13 protein-coding genes are annotated in these 18,372 nt (G+C 60.4%); 6 read left to right on the top strand and 7 right to left on the bottom strand.

Annotated features, from left to right (window positions below; genetic code table 11):
• Window positions 1-156: 156 nt before the first annotated feature.
• Window positions 157-1,290, top strand: a complete 1,134-nt coding sequence (locus H2Z84_RS14925; protein WP_181836692.1) for an S-(hydroxymethyl)glutathione dehydrogenase/class III alcohol dehydrogenase — start codon at window positions 157-159, stop codon at window positions 1,288-1,290.
• 134 nt (window positions 1,291-1,424) lie between these two features.
• On the top strand, window positions 1,425-2,258 hold the full coding sequence (gene fghA / locus H2Z84_RS14920; protein ID WP_181836963.1) for an S-formylglutathione hydrolase: 834 nt from the start codon (window positions 1,425-1,427) through the stop codon (window positions 2,256-2,258).
• A 73-nt stretch (window positions 2,259-2,331) separates the two neighbouring features.
• Here the strand turns inward: fghA and H2Z84_RS14915 are convergent, their stop codons facing one another.
• Together H2Z84_RS14915 and speB are read right to left on the bottom strand one after the other, a co-directional pair.
• Window positions 2,332-3,699, bottom strand: a complete 1,368-nt coding sequence (locus H2Z84_RS14915) for a sodium:solute symporter family protein (RefSeq protein WP_181836691.1) — start codon at window positions 3,697-3,699, stop codon at window positions 2,332-2,334.
• Window positions 3,700-3,783: 84 nt separating this feature from the next.
• Entirely contained in the window at window positions 3,784-4,740 is a 957-nt protein-coding gene (gene speB / locus H2Z84_RS14910; protein WP_181836690.1) for an agmatinase, read from the bottom strand.
• 146 nt (window positions 4,741-4,886) lie between these two features.
• On the opposite strand from speB, the gene H2Z84_RS14905 reads away from it, so the two are divergent.
• The gene (locus tag H2Z84_RS14905; protein WP_181836689.1) at window positions 4,887-5,795 is read left to right on the top strand and encodes a LysR family transcriptional regulator; all 909 of its coding nucleotides are present in this window, start codon (window positions 4,887-4,889) and stop codon (window positions 5,793-5,795) included.
• 7 nt (window positions 5,796-5,802) lie between these two features.
• Here H2Z84_RS14905 and pdxH read toward each other — a convergent pair whose 3' ends face one another.
• Entirely contained in the window at window positions 5,803-6,444 is a 642-nt protein-coding gene (gene pdxH / locus H2Z84_RS14900; protein WP_181836688.1) for a pyridoxamine 5'-phosphate oxidase, read from the bottom strand.
• A gap of 193 nt (window positions 6,445-6,637) precedes the next feature.
• On the opposite strand from pdxH, the gene hemA reads away from it, so the two are divergent.
• The 3 genes from hemA to H2Z84_RS14885 all read left to right on the top strand — a co-directional run bounded on the left by hemA (window position 6,638) and on the right by H2Z84_RS14885 (window position 10,383).
• A complete protein-coding gene (gene hemA, locus H2Z84_RS14895) occupies window positions 6,638-7,891 on the top strand; it encodes a glutamyl-tRNA reductase (RefSeq protein WP_181836687.1) in 1,254 nt (417 codons plus the stop codon).
• Window positions 7,891-8,967, top strand: coding sequence for a peptide chain release factor 1 (gene prfA, locus H2Z84_RS14890; RefSeq protein WP_181836686.1), 1,077 nt, complete (start codon window positions 7,891-7,893; stop codon window positions 8,965-8,967). The genes hemA and prfA overlap by 1 nt, the downstream gene beginning before the upstream one ends.
• Before the next feature lie 498 nt (window positions 8,968-9,465).
• Window positions 9,466-10,383, top strand: a complete 918-nt coding sequence (locus H2Z84_RS14885) for a LysR substrate-binding domain-containing protein (protein WP_181836685.1) — start codon at window positions 9,466-9,468, stop codon at window positions 10,381-10,383.
• 9 nt (window positions 10,384-10,392) lie between these two features.
• Here H2Z84_RS14885 and H2Z84_RS14880 read toward each other — a convergent pair whose 3' ends face one another.
• The 4 genes from H2Z84_RS14880 to H2Z84_RS14865 form a co-directional block, all read right to left on the bottom strand.
• Window positions 10,393-14,232, bottom strand: a complete 3,840-nt coding sequence (locus tag H2Z84_RS14880) for an ATP-binding protein (protein WP_181836684.1) — start codon at window positions 14,230-14,232, stop codon at window positions 10,393-10,395.
• Window positions 14,233-14,258: 26 nt separating this feature from the next.
• Entirely contained in the window at window positions 14,259-14,996 is a 738-nt protein-coding gene (locus H2Z84_RS14875) for a response regulator (protein WP_181836683.1), read from the bottom strand.
• 41 nt (window positions 14,997-15,037) lie between these two features.
• Window positions 15,038-16,228 carry an EAL domain-containing response regulator gene (locus H2Z84_RS14870; RefSeq protein ID WP_181836682.1) on the bottom strand — a complete coding sequence of 397 codons (1,191 nt, stop codon included), beginning with the start codon at window positions 16,226-16,228 and terminating at the stop codon, window positions 15,038-15,040.
• 250 nt (window positions 16,229-16,478) lie between these two features.
• Window positions 16,479-18,101 carry a mechanosensitive ion channel family protein gene (locus H2Z84_RS14865; RefSeq protein WP_220272861.1) on the bottom strand — a complete coding sequence of 541 codons (1,623 nt, stop codon included), beginning with the start codon at window positions 18,099-18,101 and terminating at the stop codon, window positions 16,479-16,481.
• Window positions 18,102-18,372 lie beyond the last annotated feature (271 nt).

The following is an 18,372-nucleotide window of genomic DNA, read 5'->3' as shown; positions in this document are numbered from 1 at the left end:
CCTGAGAAAAAATCATTTACCGTTTAGGCAGATTATCTACAAAAACAGTCGCAATACAATGGCGCTTTACTGCTGTCCGCCAGCAGCCCTACCCAGCCGACCCGCACACGGCAGCATATTGCCGTTGCGGGCGGATTACCCCGTCAGGAGATTGCCATGAGTCAAGACATCATCAAGTGCAAGGCCGCCGTAGCCTGGGCCGCCGGCCAACCGCTGTCCATCGAGGAAGTGGAAGTGGCCCCGCCCAAGGCGGGCGAGGTACGGGTGAAACTGGTTGCCACCGGCGTGTGCCACACCGATGCCTACACCCTGTCCGGGGCCGATCCGGAAGGCATCTTCCCCTGCATCCTGGGCCATGAAGGCGGCGGCATCGTGGAGTCGGTGGGCGAAGGCGTCACCAGCGTGGCGGTGGGCGACCATGTGATTCCGCTGTACACGCCGGAATGTGGCGAGTGCAAGTTCTGCAAATCCGGCAAGACCAATCTGTGTCAGAAAATCCGCGCCACCCAGGGCAAGGGCCTGATGCCGGACGGCACCACCCGCTTCTCCAAGGATGGCCAGCCCATCTACCACTACATGGGCACTTCCACTTTTGCCGAATACACAGTGCTACCGGAAATTTCGCTGGCCAAGGTGAACAAGGCCGCGCCGCTGGAAGAAGTCTGCCTGCTGGGTTGTGGCGTCACCACCGGCATGGGCGCGGTGGTGAACACCGCCAAGGTGAAGGCGGGCGATACCGTGGCCATCTTCGGCCTGGGCGGCATCGGCCTGTCGGCCATCATCGGTGCGCGCATGGCCGGAGCCAGCCGCATCATCGGCATTGACATCAATGACAGCAAGTTTGAACTGGCGAAAAAACTGGGTGCGACCGACTGCATCAACCCCACGCTGTTCGACAAGCCGATCCAGGATGTCATCGTGGAAATGACCGACGGCGGCGTGGACTTCTCTTTCGAGTGCATCGGCAATGTCAATGTGATGCGCTCGGCGCTGGAGTGCTGCCACAAGGGCTGGGGCGAGTCGGTGATCATCGGCGTGGCCGGTGCCGGTCAGGAAATCTCCACCCGCCCCTTCCAGCTGGTGACCGGCCGGGTATGGCGCGGCTCGGCTTTTGGCGGCGTGCGTGGCCGTTCCGAGCTGCCGACGTATGTTGAGCGTTACCTGAAGGGCGAATTCCGTCTGGACGACTTCATCACCCACACCATGCCGCTGGAAGAGGTGAACACTGCCTTCGAGCTGATGCACGAGGGCAAGAGCATCCGTTCCGTCATCCACTACGGCAAGGACTGAGCGTAGCTGACGGATGGCCTGCGTCATCGCGCCTTGCCGCGGTGTGCCCAGGCTTGATTGTTGGCCGCCACAGGCAGCACCAGCTCGGCCCGCCCGCCAGGCAGGCCCGGCTGTTTTGGGAGACGGAAATGAATCTGGAAAATATCAGTAGCAACATGTGTTTTGGTGGCTGGCACAAGCAGTATCTGCACGACTCTGCCGTGCTGGGCTGCCGCATGCGCTTTGCCATCTATCTGCCGCCACAGGCGGCACGGGGCGACAAGGTACCGGTGCTGTACTGGCTGTCCGGCCTGACCTGCACTGACGAAAACTTCATGCAGAAAGCCGGCGCGCAGCGTATTGCTGCCGAGCTGGGCATCGCCATCGTGGCCCCGGACACCAGCCCGCGCGGCGAAGGCGTGGCAGACGATGCGGCCTACGATCTGGGTCAGGGCGCGGGCTTTTACCTCAACGCCACCCAGGCTCCGTGGAACCGCCATTACCGGATGTATGACTATGTCAGCCGTGAGCTGCCGGCACTGATCGAGGCGCACTTTCCGGTAAGCCAGCGCCGCGCGATTGCCGGCCATTCCATGGGCGGCCATGGTGCGCTGATCTGTGCGCTCAAGCGGCCACAGGACTATGTATCGGTATCGGCCTTCAGCCCGATTGCCAATCCGCTGAACGTACCATGGGGGCAAAAAGCCTTTGCCGCCTATCTGGGCGAAGACCGCCAGCAATGGCTCGAATGGGATGCCTGCCATTTGCTGGAGCAGGCAACACAGCTGCCGCCAATGCGGGTGGATATTGGCCTGGCAGATGGTTTTCTGGCCGAGCAGCTCAAGCCGGAAACACTGGAAAACGCAGCGCGAGTCGGCGGCCATGCGCTACAGCTGCATCGCCATCCCGGTTATGACCACAGCTATTACTTCATTGCCAGCTTTATCGAGGAACAGCTGCGCTTTCACGCCGGGCATCTGGCCGGCTAAACCAGCGGCAGATGCAAAAACAGCCGGGAAACCCGGCTGTTTCGCTTGCTGCCAGCAATCGGCTATGAATCGGTCAGATACCGGCGGCCTGGCGTTGCTCCTTGCGGGTAACCAGGCTGACCAGCACAAAGCTCAGCACGCTTACCGCCAGGCTCAGATAGATGGGCACGTTGGAGTCCAGCCCATAGCTGATCATGGCCAGAATGGCCGTGCCACAGCCCAGCACCATGCTGCTGATGGCCCCCGGCGTAGTAGCACGCGGCCAGAAAATGGCCCCCAGCAGCGGCACCAGCATACCCGCCACCAGCAGGTTGTAAGCCAGGGTCAAAGCGCTGATCACATCACTCACCAGCATGGCCAGTACCAGCACCAGCAGGCCAACCAGCAGGGTAACAATGCGGTTGGTCCACAGGCTGCAGCCATCGCGGCCGCTGAGGTCTTCGGTCAGCGTGGTAGACGCGGCCAGCAAGGCAGCACTGGCGGTAGACATCATCGCTGCCAGGGCAGCGGCAATCACCAGCCCGCGCACCCCGTCCGGCAAGCCTTCCTTCACCATGGCGGCAAAGGCATTGGCCGGCACCGCCAGATCAGGCAGCAAGACCTTGGTGGCCATGCCGATGGCGGCACAGACCAGGCCATACACAATGCAATACACCCCGGCAATGCTACCCGCGTAGCGCGCCACGCCCTCGCTGCGTGCGGTGAACACCCGCTGCCAGATGTCCTGACCGATCAGAATGCCGAAGAAGTAGATGACAAAGTAAGTCAGGATGGTTTCACCACCGATGGCGGTAAAGCTGAAATAGGATGCCGGCAGCTTGGTCGCCAGTTGCTCCCAACCGCCCACACGGTACAGGCAGATGGGCAGCAGGATGAACATCAGGCCGATGGTCTTGATCAGGAACTGCACGATGTCGGTCAGCGTCAGCGACCACATGCCGCCCACGGCGGAATACACCACCACCACGCCACCGCCAATCACCACCGCCATCCAGAATGGCAGCTCGAACAAGACCTGCATCACGGTGGCAATGGCCAGCACCGAGGTCACGCTGATCATCACCGCGTACATCAGCATCACCAATGCACTGGTGCGACGGGCCACGGTGTTGTAGCGGCGCTCCAGCACCTGGGTGACGGTAAACACCTTCAGCTTGAGCAGCGGCTTGGCCATGAACAGGTTAAGCACCAGAATGCCGCAGCCCAGTGCGGCACACAGCCAGAAGCCGGAAATGCCGTACACATAGCCCAGCTTGACGGTGCCCACCGTCGAGGCCCCGCCCAGCACGGTAGCCGCCATGGTACCCATGTAAAAGCCGGGGCCCAGGTTACGGCCTGCGACCAGAAACTCCTCCCGGCTGGTGGCGCGGCGCATGCCCAGCCAGCCCAGCGCCAGCATGCCAGCGATATAAATGAACACGACGAAAATATCGAGTCCCATGGTTTTCTCCTAAGTGTGCCTTTGTTGGCAATTGGCTATGAACGGATTGTCATGGGCCGCTCTATGGCGGCCTGAATGGCGTGATCAGCGGCGGATGGTCACGCCGGGCAGCACACACAGCATTTCGAACAAGAGATTGGCCCCCAATAGCGCGGTATTGCCGGTGGTGTCATAGGGTGGCGACACCTCCACCAGATCACCGCCCACCAGGTCCAGCCCCTGACAGCCGCGCACGATTTCCAGCGCCTGCACCGAGGTCAGGCCGGCCACTTCCGGCGTACCGGTGCCGGGCGCGAACGCCGGGTCGATGCCATCGATATCAAAGCTCAGGTAGACCGGGCCTGCGCCCAGTTGCTGGCGTACTTCCTGCATCAGCCCCTGCAGCGAACGGTTCCAGCACTCTTCGGCCGGCACCACGCGAAAGCCCTGGCGGCGTGCCCAGTCAAAATCCTCGGCGGCATAGCCGCTGCCACGCAGGCCGATCTGCACCACGCGGCCCTCTGCCAGCAAGCCTTCTTCCTGCGCACGGCGGAAAGTAGTGCCGTGGGCGATCTTTTCGCCAAACATTTCATCGTTGATGTCGGCGTGGGCATCGACATGGATCAGCCCCACTGGGCCGTACTTGGCCGCAATAGCGCGCAGGATGGGCAGGGTGACGGTGTGATCGCCGCCCAGCCCCAGCGGGATCACGTCGTACTGCAGCAGCTCGCGGTAGCCCGCTTCGATGCGCGCCACGCTGTCCAGCAGGTTGTAAGGGTTGGTGGCGATATCGCCGATGTCGGCCACTTGCAGGGTGTCGAAGGGCGCGGCACCCGTGCCCATGTTGTAAGGGCGCAGCAGTACCGACTCATTGCGGATTTCGCGCGGGCCAAAACGGGTACCGCTACGGTTTGAAGTACCGATATCCAGCGGCAGGCCGACAAACACGGCATCCAGGCCGGCGGCAGTTTCCACCTTGGGCAGACGCATCATGGTGGCGATGCCGCCAAAGCGCGGCATAGCATTGCCGCCCAGCGGCTGATTGCGTTCAGCGATAGACATGCAGACTCCTGAAACTGAGGTTGAACGAGGGCTCAGTCTATTCAGGCGGCAACTTGGGAAAAATCACCGTATTCCACTGTTTACATTGATAAATCTGAATGTGTGTAATGACAGGCCTGACCCACCGCCACTACCGGGACAAAATCATGCTCAATACCCTGTCCAGCCTTGATTTACGCCTTATCAGGGTTTTTCGCGCCGTCGTCGATGCCGGTGGCATTTCGGCTGCCCAATCCACCCTCAATGTCAGCCAGTCCACCATCAGCAACCAGTTGGCCGCACTGGAAACCCGGCTGGGCTACCGCCTGTGCGAACGTGGCCGCGCCGGCTTTGCCCTCACCGCCAAGGGCAGCCAGTTGCTCCACGCCAGCCGCCAGTTGCTGGATGCAGCCGAAGCCTTCTGCGTGGAAGCGCGGCAGCTGGAACGCAAGCTGGTGGGACAATTAAGAATTGGCGTGGTGGGGCATACCACCATGCGCGCACATGCCCGGCTATCGGAAACCATACGGCGCTTTCGCCAGCGCGAAGAAGCGGTGGAACTGGTGCTGTCCATGCTGGCACCAGGCACGCTGGAAGAAGCGCTGATCAATGGAGAAATTCATCTGGGTATTGGCTATTTCTGGCACCGCTCTCCCAGCCTGCAATACCTGCCGCTGTTTACCGAACACCAGATCGCCTATTGCAGCCAGGAACACCCGCTATTCCAGCAGACGGGCAATATGCCCGTGGAGGAAGTCGCCCGGCACGACTGGGCCTGGCGCAGCTATCCGCTGCCAGACATCCCCTTGCCAGTGGAAAACTGGCGCATCACCGCCCGGGCCGACAATATGGAGGCAATCGCCGTGCTGATTCTGTCCGGCCATCATCTGGGTTTTCTGCCGGAGCACTTCGCCCGCCCCATGGTGGAGCAAGGGCTGCTGCGGGCGCTCAATCCGGCGCAGCTGTGCTACCACCCAACTTTTCACATGGTGACGCGACAAAACTCGCGCCAGAGCGAGGTAGTCAGCGCCTTCATGCAGGATTTGCTGGCGGCACACCAGTTACCGCTAGCCTGAACAGACTTCAGGGTGCCAGCCGCACCCGCTGCCAGCCAGCATCGGCCTGCAACAGGTAGACCACGCGGTCGTGCAGGCGGCTGGGACGGCCCTGCCAGAACTCCACCCGGTCGGGGATGACCGCGTAGCCACCCCAGTGTGGCGGGCGCGGCACACTGAGCGGGTGCTTGACGCCAAACATGGCGGCGCGGCTAATCAGCACATTCTTGGAGCTGATCTCGGTGCTCTGCTCGCTGGCCCAGGCCCCCAGCCGGCTGGTATAAGGACGGCTGGTGAAATAGGCATCCGACACCTCGGGCGCCACCTGCACCACCCGCCCCTCGATACGCACCTGGCGTTCCAGCTCCGGCCAGAAAAAGGTGACGGAAACATAGGGATTAGCCGCCAGCTGCCGGCCCTTGCGGCTGAGATAATTGGTGTAGAACACCAGCTGGCCGTTTTCCACGCCCTTGAGCAGCACGATACGTGCCGTGGGGCGGCCATCTTCGCCTACCGTAGCCACATTCATGGCCGTCGGCTCATGTACCTGCGCCGTCATCGCCTCGTTCAGCCACAACTCGAACTGCGCCACGGCATCCGGCAGGCAATCTTCCGGCGACAATTCCTTTTTCGAATAATCCTGGCGGATATCGGCAAGATTCAGCGACATGCGGTTCTCCTGATTCGGTCAGACGCCATGGTAAGACAGAAGCCACACAGCGGGTAGTCAGGTGCCAGCGGCAATGGCGCTGCACACCGTCGCCGCCCTATCAAAGCAACTGCCACGGAAAAACCCCAGAGTTAGGGACGTTGGCGGCAACTTAGGCTAGAATACCGCATTTCCTCCGCGGCCTTTTCCGCTCATGCATCTGGTTGCCTTTGGCCTCAATCATCACACCGCCCCGCTGTCGGTACGCGAGAAGCTAGCCTTCCCGGCCGAGGTATTGCCCAATGCGCTGGAAAGCCTGGTGGGTTCGCACGCGGCGCGCGAGGCGGCCATCGTTTCCACCTGCAACCGCACGGAAATCTACTGCAACAGCAACAATCCCGAGCAGGCACTGCAGTGGCTGTCGCAATACCATGGCCTGCCGGTGGAAGAGCTACGCCCCTATCTGTACCAGCTGGATGCCAGCAGCGCCGCCCGCCATGCCTTCCGCGTGGCCTCCGGCCTGGATTCCATGGTGCTGGGGGAAACGCAGATCCTCGGCCAGCTGAAGGACGCGGTGCGCGCGGCAGAAAACGTCGGCACGCTGGGCTCCTTGCTCAACGGCCTGTTCCAGCGCACCTTTGCCGTGGCCAAGGAAGTACGCAGCAGCACCGCCGTGGGATCCAGCTCGGTATCCATGTCCGCAGCGGCAGTAAAGCTGGCCGAACAGATTTTCCCCACTATCGGTGAACTGAATATCCTGTTCATCGGTGCTGGCGAGATGATCGAACTGGTGGCCACTCACTTTGCCGCGCGTGAGCCTTCCTGTATCACCATTGCCAACCGCACGCTGGAGCGGGGGCAGAAACTGGCCGAGCAGTTTGGCGGCAATGCCATCACCCTGTCCGAGCTGCCCGATGTACTGCATCGCTACGATGTGGTGGTCACATCCACTGCCAGCCAGCTGCCCATTGTTGGCAAGGGCTTGGTCGAGCGTGCCATCAAGGCCCGTCGCCATCGCCCCATCTTCATGCTGGACCTGGCCGTGCCGCGCGATATCGAAATCGAAGTCGGCAAGCTGGATGATGTCTACCTGTACACGGTGGACGATATCGCCAGCATCGTGGAGGTGGGCAAGGAAGCCCGCCAGAGCGCGGCGGAAGAGGCCGAGTCTATCATTCAGGCCCGCGTGGCCGAATTCAACGACTGGCTGAAAAAGCGCGAAACCGTACCGCTGATCCGCGCCCTGCGCGACGAAGCCGACCGTACCCGCCGCCATGCGCTGGAGGCCGCGCTCAAGCAGCTGGCCAAGGGCACGCCGCCGGAAAAAGTGCTGGAAAGCCTGTCGCAGCAACTCACCAACAAACTGATGCATCCCCCTACCCAGGCCCTGTCCTCCGGTAGCGGCGCGGAGCATGCGGCCATGGTGGAAACCATCGCCCGCCTGTACCACTTACACCCGGAGTCGTAATGAAACCGTCGATTGCGACAAAACTGTCGCAGTTGGCCGATCGTCTGGAAGAGGTGACCCACCTTCTGGCCAGCGAATCGGCGACTGCCGATATGGATCAGTTCCGCAAGCTGACCCGTGAACACGCCGAACTCACCCCGGTAGTGGAAACCTTCCAGCAATACCAGCAATGCGAAACTGATATCGCCACCGCTGGCGAGATGCTGTCCGACCCGGACATGAAGGAATTCGCCCAGCTGGAAATCGATGAAGGCCGGGAAAAAATGGCCGCGCTGGAGCTGGAGCTGCAGAAACTGCTGCTGCCCAAGGACCCCAACGACGAAAAGAACATCTTTCTGGAAATCCGCGCCGGCACCGGCGGTGACGAGGCAGCACTGTTCGCAGCCGACCTGCTGCGCATGTACACCCGCTTTGCCGAACGCAACCGCTGGCAGGTGGAAATCGTCTCCGCCAGCGAATCCGACCTGGGCGGCTACAAGGAAGCCATCGTCCGCATCATCGGTTTCGGTGCCTACTCCAAGCTCAAGTTCGAATCCGGCGGGCACCGCGTACAGCGCGTGCCCGCCACCGAAACCCAGGGCCGCATCCACACCTCGGCCTGCACCGTGGCGGTGATGGCCGAAGCCGACGAACTGGTGGATGTGGTGCTGAACCCGGCGGACCTGCGTATCGATACCTATCGTGCCAGTGGCGCGGGCGGCCAGCACATCAACAAGACCGACTCCGCCGTGCGCATTACCCACCTGCCCACCGGCATCGTGGCGGAATGTCAGGATGGCCGTTCCCAGCACGCCAACAAGGCCAGCGCCATGCAGGTACTGGCGGCGCGCATCAACGACATCCAGCGCCGCGAACAGCAACAGAAGGAAGCGGCCGAGCGCAAGAGCCTGATCGGCTCCGGCGACCGCTCCGAGCGCATCCGCACCTATAACTATCCGCAAGGCCGCATTACCGACCATCGCATCAATCTGACGCTGTACAAGCTGGATTACGTAATGGATGGCGATCTGGTCGAGCTGACCGATGCGCTGATCACCGAGCAGCAAGCCGAACTGCTGGCAGCGCTGGGCGACTGATCGACGCTGCGCGGTTTGCCCCGCAGCGGACATCGTTGTACACTCTGACCCCGAAAAAGCAGCCCTTGTCCGCAAGGGGGCCGGTTCATCCGGTCCTGCGGCTTTTTCTCCGAATCTTCAGGCCACGCAAGTGGCCTTTTTTCTTGCCTGTTTGCCAGACAGGCCACCGCAAATGGATAAAAAAAATCGGCCAGGTCCCAGAGGTAAGACCCGGCCGTTCCCAACGTGGAGATGGGTGGAAAACTGCTGGCGCTGCCGCAACGGCACCCGCCAAGTGATTTCGTCTTGCTGGCGGCAGCCTGCCGGCCAGCAGATTATCCATGCATTGAGGACATCCCTCGTACAAAAACCCCACAGGAGCCAGGTTTGCACAACAAAATGCTTCAACTGAAGCGAGCAAACGCTTTGCATTGATTATCAATGAGCTAGCCGCAAGGATAAGCAGCCACTGCGAAACTGGCAAAGCAGTTATAATCATGCCAGCCATGATTAAACGACATGAATCCGATGAAACTGCCTCCTCTTAACGCACTGCGTGTTTTTGTCGCTGCGGCGGAACACCTGTCCTTTACCCGTGCCGCCACTTCGCTGCATCTGACCCAGGGCGCAGTCAGCCGCCATGTGCAGACGCTGGAAGAGTTCTACGGCACCAGCTTGTTCATTCGTCAGGCGCGTGGGCTGGCGCTGACCGCCGAGGGTGAGGCGCTGGTGAAACCGGCGCGCGATGCCTTCCAGCTCTTGCATGAAGCCAGTGAAATGCTGCGACTGCGCCAGAGTGGCCTGCGTGTACGCATCCCCCCTACTCCGGCCATGCGCTGGGTGCTGCCTAATCTGCCGGACTTCCAGACCCGTTATCCGGAATACACCCTGCACCTGATTACCCAGCTGATTCACGACAAGCCCTTCAACCGGGCTGAGTATGATCTGGCCATCATCGGCATGGCACGGCCGGAAGTGTCCACCGACATGCGCATCGAATGCATCTGCCGCGAAAAACTGGTGCCGGTCTGTTCTCCAGCCCTGCTGCAAGGTGCACATCCGCTGCGTACGCCGGAAGATCTGCAATACCACACCCTGCTGCATCCCTGGCGCGATCAGGACGTATGGGATCGCTGGCTGAAGCTGGCGGGGGTGAACTCGCTGAATTCGGAAAGCGGTGTGACCTTTGATGCGCTGGAATATGCACTGCATGCGGCAGCCGCAGGCATGGGGGTGACGCTGGCGCAGGTGTCGATGGTGAATGACGATATCCAGCGCGGCAAACTGGTGATTCCGTTTGATACCGTGCTGGAAACCGAGTGGGCCTACTACCTGATGTATTCGCACGAAATGGCACAGCAGCCTAAGATTCGCGCCTTCCGCGACTGGCTGATTGCCACGCTGGAACGCAGCGAAGCAATCAGCCGCAGCATGTAACCCGCCGGCTTATACGCTGGCGGTGTCCTGCTGTTGCAGCCAGTGTTCAAATTCGCCCAGCGCGCCTTCCAGCTCGGTGAGCAGTGCCACCGCCTGCTCGCCCTGGCCGGCCTTGGCCGACTTCTCCACCCGTTCGGCGGCATCACCCATGGCATTGGCCCCCACCATGCGACTGGCCCCCTTGATCCGGTGCGCCGCCCAGGCCAGCTGCTCGACATTGACCTCGGCTGCCGCCTTGCGCAGCGCGGCGATGTCTTCGCGATTGGCCTGTTCGAAGTCGTGCAGGATTTCCAGCTCGACCGACAGCTCACCATCGCTGTAGACCTCCAGCACGGAGCGGTCGATCGGACAGAGGGCGGCGCTATTGGGTGTCTGCTCGTGGGTGTCGGACATCACATTCTCCTGCGGTTGGTGCAGCCATTTATCCAGCATGGCCGATAGCACATTAATGGCCAACGGCTTGGTCAGAAAATCATCCATGCCGGCAGCGCTGGTCTTGTGCAGCTCTTCCTGCCCGGCATTGGCGGTACAGGCAATGATGGGCAGGCGACCGCGCTCGGCATGCTCCGCCTCATAGGCACGAATCAGCCGCGCCAGTTCGTAGCCGTCGGTCACCGGCATGTGGCAGTCGGTCAGCAACAGGCTGTAATGACCGGCCTGCCACATGGCGTAGGCTTGCGCACCATCTTCGGCACACTCAGCGGTATAGCCCAATTTCTCCAGCTGGCGCAGCGTGAGTTTGCGATTGGTGGGATTGTCTTCGGCAAACAGAATGGGCAAAACCGCGCCATGTGGCGTATCCGGCGCAGCTGCTGGCTGCTGGGCACGGTCAGCCTCGATCGCCGGCAGCTCGGCCGCGTCCACGATATTGGCCACCAGCAGCAGCGAAGCACGGGTTCCCTCGCCAGGCTGGCTTTCCAGCTCGACATGTCCACCCATCAGGCCAGCCAACCGGCGGCAGATGGCCAGCCCCAGCCCGGTGCCGCCAAAACGCCGGCTGGTATCCGACTCCGCCTGGGTAAACGGCTCGAACAACCGGCTCAGATTTTCCTGTGAAATGCCGATGCCACTATCGATGATGTCAAAACGCAGGGTCTGTGCGGCAAACTCCTGTTCCAGCACCTCCACCCGCAGAGTGATGCCGCCATTGGCGGTGAACTTGACAGCATTGCTGACAAAATTCTGCAGGATCTGGCGCAGGCGCAGGGGGTCCAGCAATAGTGCCGGTGCCAGCCGCTCGTCCACCTCCAGCTTCAGTTGCAAGCCCTTGGCGGCGGCTGTTTCTGCGTATAGGGTCCGCACCTGTTCCAGCAAGGGTTTGACTGCCGTGGGTGTCAGCACGACCTCCAGCTTGTCGGCCTCGATCTTGGAAAAATCCAGGATGTCGTCAATCAGCCGCAGCAGAGTACGGGCCGATTCCTGAATGGTGCTGACGCTGTCTTTCTGCTCGGGATTGAGCGGTGTCATGGTCAGCAATTCCAGCATGCCCAGCACGCCGTTCATCGGGGTGCGGATTTCATGGCTCATGGTGGCAAGGAAGGAGCTCTTGGCCCGGTTGGCCGCATTGGCCTGGTCGCGCGCCATGCGCAGTTCGAATTCCGCCAGCTTGCGCTCGGTAATATCCAGACAGGCCAGAATGGTGCCCTCGCGCGGCCGGTCGGGAAACAGCAGCATGCCCTCGAACAGCACCCAGATGGGCCGGCCATCGGCCCCCAGACATTCCAGTTCGCAACGCAGCTTGCTCTGGTATTGCGCCATGCTGTTGAGCTGGCTGGTCAGGTCGAACCAGCTCTGGTCGGAGGCCAGCAACTCCATCAAATGCATGCCGGGCAACATATTGCCCCCCTGGCTGAAGATGTCTTCGGCCATGCGGTTGGCGCGGACGATCTGCATCTGCTCGTTGAGCCGGAGCAGGCCGACTGGCGAGGCCGAATAAATGGCTTCTTCTTCCTGTAATACCGAGCGCAATTGCGATTCGGACAGCATACGCCGGTCTTCTTCGTCGAAAAAACCAAGAATATTGGCATAGGCACCAACCAGCGGCTGAATGCCCTTGCCCAACATGGCCAGATCTGGCTGCAGCAGGCAGATCAGCGCCGACACATCGTCATCCATCGACACCGGCAGGGTAATCCATGACGGCATCTCAGCCAGCCTATGCAGCAGCCAGGTCAGCGGCTCAGCCTCGTGGGACAGCTCTTCCAGCGGTGGCAAGGTAGCCGGCCACTGGCCGGCCTGCAGGTGGATTTCGAAACGGTCGTCCGGGAACTCGGCCAGCACCAGCATGAAACCTTGTTCGGCCTGGCTGAAGCGGATGAATTCTTGTAGTAGCTGGTCCAGCACCTGTTTGCGCGGCCAGCGGCTGAGCATGAGATTTTCCACATGGGAAATGGCCGACAGCATGCTCAGATTGTGCTCCAGCGAGTTCTCGGCAATACGGCGCTGATGCTCGTCCCGCACGATGAGCATGAATACTTTTTCCGCCGCCGAAGTACGAAAGGTACTGAGGGTAATACCAGCGAAGAACAACTCACCGTTCAGCTTGATCCCCTCGCCTTGCAGTACCTGGCTACCCAGTTCGCTGGCGGCCAGCAGGGTGTTGGCCAATGACTGTTGCAGCCGCAGTAGCTGGCTGATGGGCAGGCCTTCCAGTTCTTGCCCGCTGGTGCCGAACAGTCGTTGCGCACCGGCATTGGCCGATAGCACACGGCCTTGCTGGCTGATGGTCATGATGGCGTCACCCGCAGCATCCAGCATGCTTTGCAGGTGGTTGAGCGGCTTGAGCACCCGCTTGGTCATGCTGTACAGCAGTATCAGCGCCAGCCCCAGTATCGCCAGCCCCAGCAGGCTGTCATGGATCAGCTGGCGGCGATAATCAGCTAGCGCTTGTTGAATCTGCTCAGCACACAGACGGTTGGCATTCTGGAACAGCGCCCAGCTTTCCTGTTGTACCTTGTCCAACAGCGACTGCATGGCGCTTTGCATGCTCCGCATGCTCTGGTGCTCTTGTTGCTGCTGCAATTGCTGCTTGTTGAGCATGTGCAGGGTCAGGGCGGAATCGGTGATACCACGCAGGCTGTCGGCCAGCTGCGAGTCTTCAATATGGCCGGCATCCACCCGCAGCTGCTGCAACATCAGATTACTCAGGTCCAGCCGCGACTGCAGGTCGCCCTCTTCTGTCTCGCTCAGCGGTGAATCCAGCTCGCTGCGCAGCAACAAGGCGGTTGCCGTGGTGCGCAGGGTATGGCCTATGCTCCAGCTGCTCTGGGCAATGTCCATATTGATGTAGAGCCCTGCCGGGGCAGTCCATTTCATCTGGCCGTTCATGCCGAGCAGAACGTTATCAATGGCATCCTGCAGATGGCGGGAAGACAATTCTTCGGCATAACCCAGGGTTTCGTCCTGGCCCCAGGCCGGGCCAAGGCGCATGTCCACCTCTGACCGCAAGTTGCGGAAACTGTCCAATTGCATCTGCACCATGGCCAGCTTGGCACGCTGCTCGCTCACCACATCACGCTGCCCGGCGGCCAGTGCCAGCTCCATCCAGTGATCGGCCTGTGTGCGCAGCAGCTGCAGTTGACTGCGTTCCTGTGGAAACGGTGGATGGCTGCGATACAGCAGGCTGCGGCTGAGTATGGCCTCACGCCGCAGCAGATCGGCAGCGGTATACAGCTTGGTACGGATCTGGTGCACTTCGGCCAGCGCGACTGCTTGCTGATAGTGCTGCCATGAGACCGACAGCAATCTGGCCACCCAGCCAATCTGGAAGACCCCCAGCAACACCACGATGGCGATTACCGCCCTGCCAATGGATAAGGTCTGGCTTGCCTTGTTGCTGATAGTGGCCATGCACTCTCCCCTGCGGGCAGTCTGTTTCAGCCGGTCGGCTCGGAGGCGGGGTCGCCATCGGCGGTGGCCTCCACGACTTTTTCAACCACCAGCTGATGCACGCCATAGCGGTCGCTGTAGTTGCGCAGTACCGCCAGCTGGTTGGCAGAAATGCTGGCACCACGTGGCAGCAGCAGGTGACCGCTCTTGCTGAACAGGTCCTCAGCCAGTACCGCTCCCGGCTTGGCACTGTTTACGGTAACCGTTTCATTCGGCCCATCAGGCAGGTCTTCCGGGCGAGGTTCAAACAGGCGGCGGAACACTTTCTTGTCGTAATCCGTGCCGGTATCCACGCCGTAGTAACTGAAGGGGTCCACCTCTGGTCGGGTGCGACGCAAAGCCTGCGAAATAGCTTTTTCCACATCCACCGGCTTGGGGGGCTTCACCACAAAACCATCGGCATGCAGCTGCACCGCTACCGTGACATTACCGCGATCAGCGTGCCCGGACAGAATGATGAAAGGCAGATTGGACGCATTCATGGTATGGCCGCAGCGCAGTTCCTTGAGCAGATCCAGGCCGTTCATCGGTTTCATTTCCACATCGCACAGCACCAGGTCAACCATGCGCATGTCCAGCGTGCGCATGGCGGTGCTACCATCCGGTGCCTGCGAGATGTTTTCAGCCCGGATACCCATGGACTGCAAGGACTGACTGACCAGCGTCCTGACCAGTGACTGGTCGTCCACCACCAGTATCTTGAGTTTTTCCAGCTCGTTAGACATATTCACCCCTTTGCATGGCGGGACATCGATACGCTGCCGGTCTAGTGCATGAGCTTGCCGGCAGTCTGTTGCTGTAAATAAGATGATAGTTCGCTGCGGCTCATCTGCAGGGCTATCTGTTCGCCACTGACACTGCAGTCTTCCAGCCCGTCCAACAGCTCAAGGTCAGTTTCCATATCAATCCCGGTAATGGTCAACTGCGGCAAAGCCAGGCCGCAACATTGCAGCAGTGCCGGCATATCCACAGCCTGCAAGCGCAGCTGACGCAAGGTGCTGGCTGAGATACACACGCCATCCAGCGGCAAGCGCAGCAGATTCCCCACCGTCAGCCCACCTTCACCCAGTTGATCTGCCAGCAGCGAAAAACCGAAGTACTTCAATTTGGCAATATTCTCAAAGCACAGTGCTGAACGCTGCCCATGCATGCCATCGGCCAGCAGAAAGCCGATCTGCCCAGGCTGGACGCCATATTGGCGCAATATGCTGTTGTAACGGTCGAACAGATTGTCGTTAGCCAGGCAATCCCCATCCAGATAAAGGCTGAACAAACAATGCTGGCGCTGCTCCAGCGGCAGGCTGGCGAGCAATTGGGCCAGCTGCTCCATGACTACTTCCAGAATCAGCACTGGCAATTGCGGATTGACCGCCAGCTGGCGATAGAGCGCGGCATCCAGCGACAACAGCCCGCTGGGCAGCCGCATGGCGGTCAACTGCATGCCACGCAGCTGCTGCAGATTGCGGCTTAGTACGGGCTTAAATTCCAGCTGCAGGGGCTGGCTGGTACAGTCCTGCCACAGCTGCTGCAGATCAAGCGGGCAGGTAAGCGCCCGTTGCTCCAGATCGGCAAAGACCGCGTTGAGCCTATCCAGAAACTGGTCGATGCTGTAGGGCTTGCACAGGAAATGTACGCTGCTGATACCCTGCTGGCGGGCCATGCCGGCAATGGTGTGCAAGGTACGGTCGTCATAACCGGAAATGATCAACAGCGAGGACCGACAACCGATGGCACTGAGATTCTTGATGAAATCGATGCCATTCATACCCGGCATGCCGATATCGGTAATGATCAGGTCATAGCTGATTTCCGCTGCGCTGCGCAGCGCTTCGGCCGGGTCGCTGAATTCATCGATCTGGGTGGCATGGCGGCTGAAAAAGCCGGTCTGGCGGGAAATCAACTTGCGCAGAATCACCTGGTCTTCCAGGATCAACAGCCTCATTGGCAGCGACGACATTGCGGTATCCCTCGGCAGATGGCCACCGGGAAGGGGAAGGCCGGCAGCAATGCGATAATTTACGCTTTTGGTATAGCAGTAAGCCACATCATCAGGCAAGCATTGCGCCGTTATTCATTGATAAAATCAGCGATAAATTAAACAATTAATATAAATTACCGCTCGTAAAAGCCCAGATAGCTCCGGCCAAGCCCATACCGATGCCAATGAGGTTCCATACAGCAGATTTCACACAATTCATGACAAACAGTTAAGCGGTCTGATCGCCCTCTGCCCTAGCCGGGCGGGCTGGCGCAGCATACCACTGTGCGGCAGGCACCATGACAGGCTGCTCCGGTTGATCCATGAAATGTGGCGACATGATCTGCACACCGAATTCGTTGAAGGTATCCTGAATATGCCCGTGCAGCTCACTGCGCACTGCCTGCGGCAAAGCATCGGCTAGCGCCCGCAATTGCAGTTCATACTCGACATAGAAATCCTGCAGATTCAACTGCCGCACCACCACGGCTTCTGAGTGGTCGGCCAGTGAGGTGCGGTGTGCTGCCAGCTCCAGCATGGCTTTGACCTGGCGCCACGGCGTGTCGTAACCAATGGTGACCGTGGTCGTCAGCATCAGGCCCCGCCCCGGGCTGGTACGGCTGTAATTCTCCACCTTGCCACCCACCACGACCGCATTGGGCAGGGTCACTTCGTGCTCCTGGCGAGTCAGTATCTTGGTGGACAGGGCACTGAGTTCGGTTACCACCCCCTCTACATCACCAATGCGCACAAAGTCGCCCGGTCGCAAGGCGCGCGAATACACCAGTACCAGGCCACTCATCGCATGGTTCATGATGCCGGCCGAACCCAAGGTAACCAGCAAGCCAAAAAATACGCTCATTCCCTTGAACGCATCAGAGTCGGCTCCGGGCAGATAGGGATAGGCAACGGTCAGCGCAAACAGCCAGAGCACCACCCCCAGTAAGCGGCGCGTAGCACCGGCTGTCTCCGGATGCAGGCCGGGAAAACGCAACTGGCCACGCTCAGCCATGTCGAAGATCAGTTGCAGACCACGGGTCAACAAACGGGTAAACAGGAAGATCAAGCCCACCGTCAGCAGCCCAGGGACCGCACTGAGCGCATCAGAGCCCAACGTTGCGACCAGCTGCCACAGGAAACTGCCCAGGCGACGACTCCAGGGCAAGGTATAGGGGAAGCGCCCCAGCAGCCAGGTTAGCCACAGATAACTCAGGAAAATGACGCACAGACCGGTGGTCAGGTTGATGATGCTGCCTTCGGCGCGCTGCAGCAGCCGTCCCAGTGTCTGCCGCTTGCTGAGCCAACCGGGAAATAGCGCATGTCGATGCGATACACGCAGCAAGGCTCGCTGACGCAAAACCATGATCAGATAAAGCAGCGCTGCAAACAGCACGCTGCCAGCCAGGCTCAGCGCCAGTGCCGTGGCGAGCGCTCCCGAAGAGTGTTCTTCAAGATAGGCCAGTCGTAAGGCATTCAGCCGCTGCTGCACATTACTGGCAGACTGCTGCAAGCTCAGGCCATCCGCCGGATCCAGATCACCGGCAACAATATTGAACAGCGACTTCCCATTGACCGACAGCCGGTAGCCCGCACTAGCTCCCTGCCCGTATGGCGTCGCTTCAACCGGATGGCTGGCGTCTGCCGTCTCCAGTACCTGCAGGCGGGCCTGCACCCTGGCCACGCGTTGCTGGGCAGTCAACTCCCCCTCTTTGGCCATGAACAGATAAACCGGCTGCCCTCCCAGCACCAGCGTGCGTTGCTGTTCCCAGCTATCTGGTGCCAGCCGTGGCTCCGCCGCCTGCACCAGCCAAGGCAGCAACAAGGAAAGGATACAGAACAGAATTCGGGCCATGATGCACCTCCTGTCAATGACAGCAACATCATAGCCGTTTGCTGCCCTCACGGGCAGGTAGGTCACCGTAGTACCCCGCCAAACCAGGCAGTCGACATAACAAAGCCGCCCAGGTGGCGGCTGTGCGGGCATCAGCAGCGGCGCGAACGGCCGCAATGCAGCACTCCAACGCAAAAAGCCCAGCTCGGATGAGCTGGGCTTCTAATGGGGAGTCTGGCGGTGTCCTACTTTCACATGGCGAATGCCACACTATCATCGGCGCTAAGGCGTT

The organism is Aquitalea aquatica (assembly GCF_013911085.1).
Lineage (GTDB): Bacteria > Pseudomonadota > Gammaproteobacteria > Burkholderiales > Chromobacteriaceae > Aquitalea > Aquitalea aquatica.
Note: the sequence above shows the minus strand (reverse complement) of the source record. Positions and strands in the feature narration are given on the sequence as shown.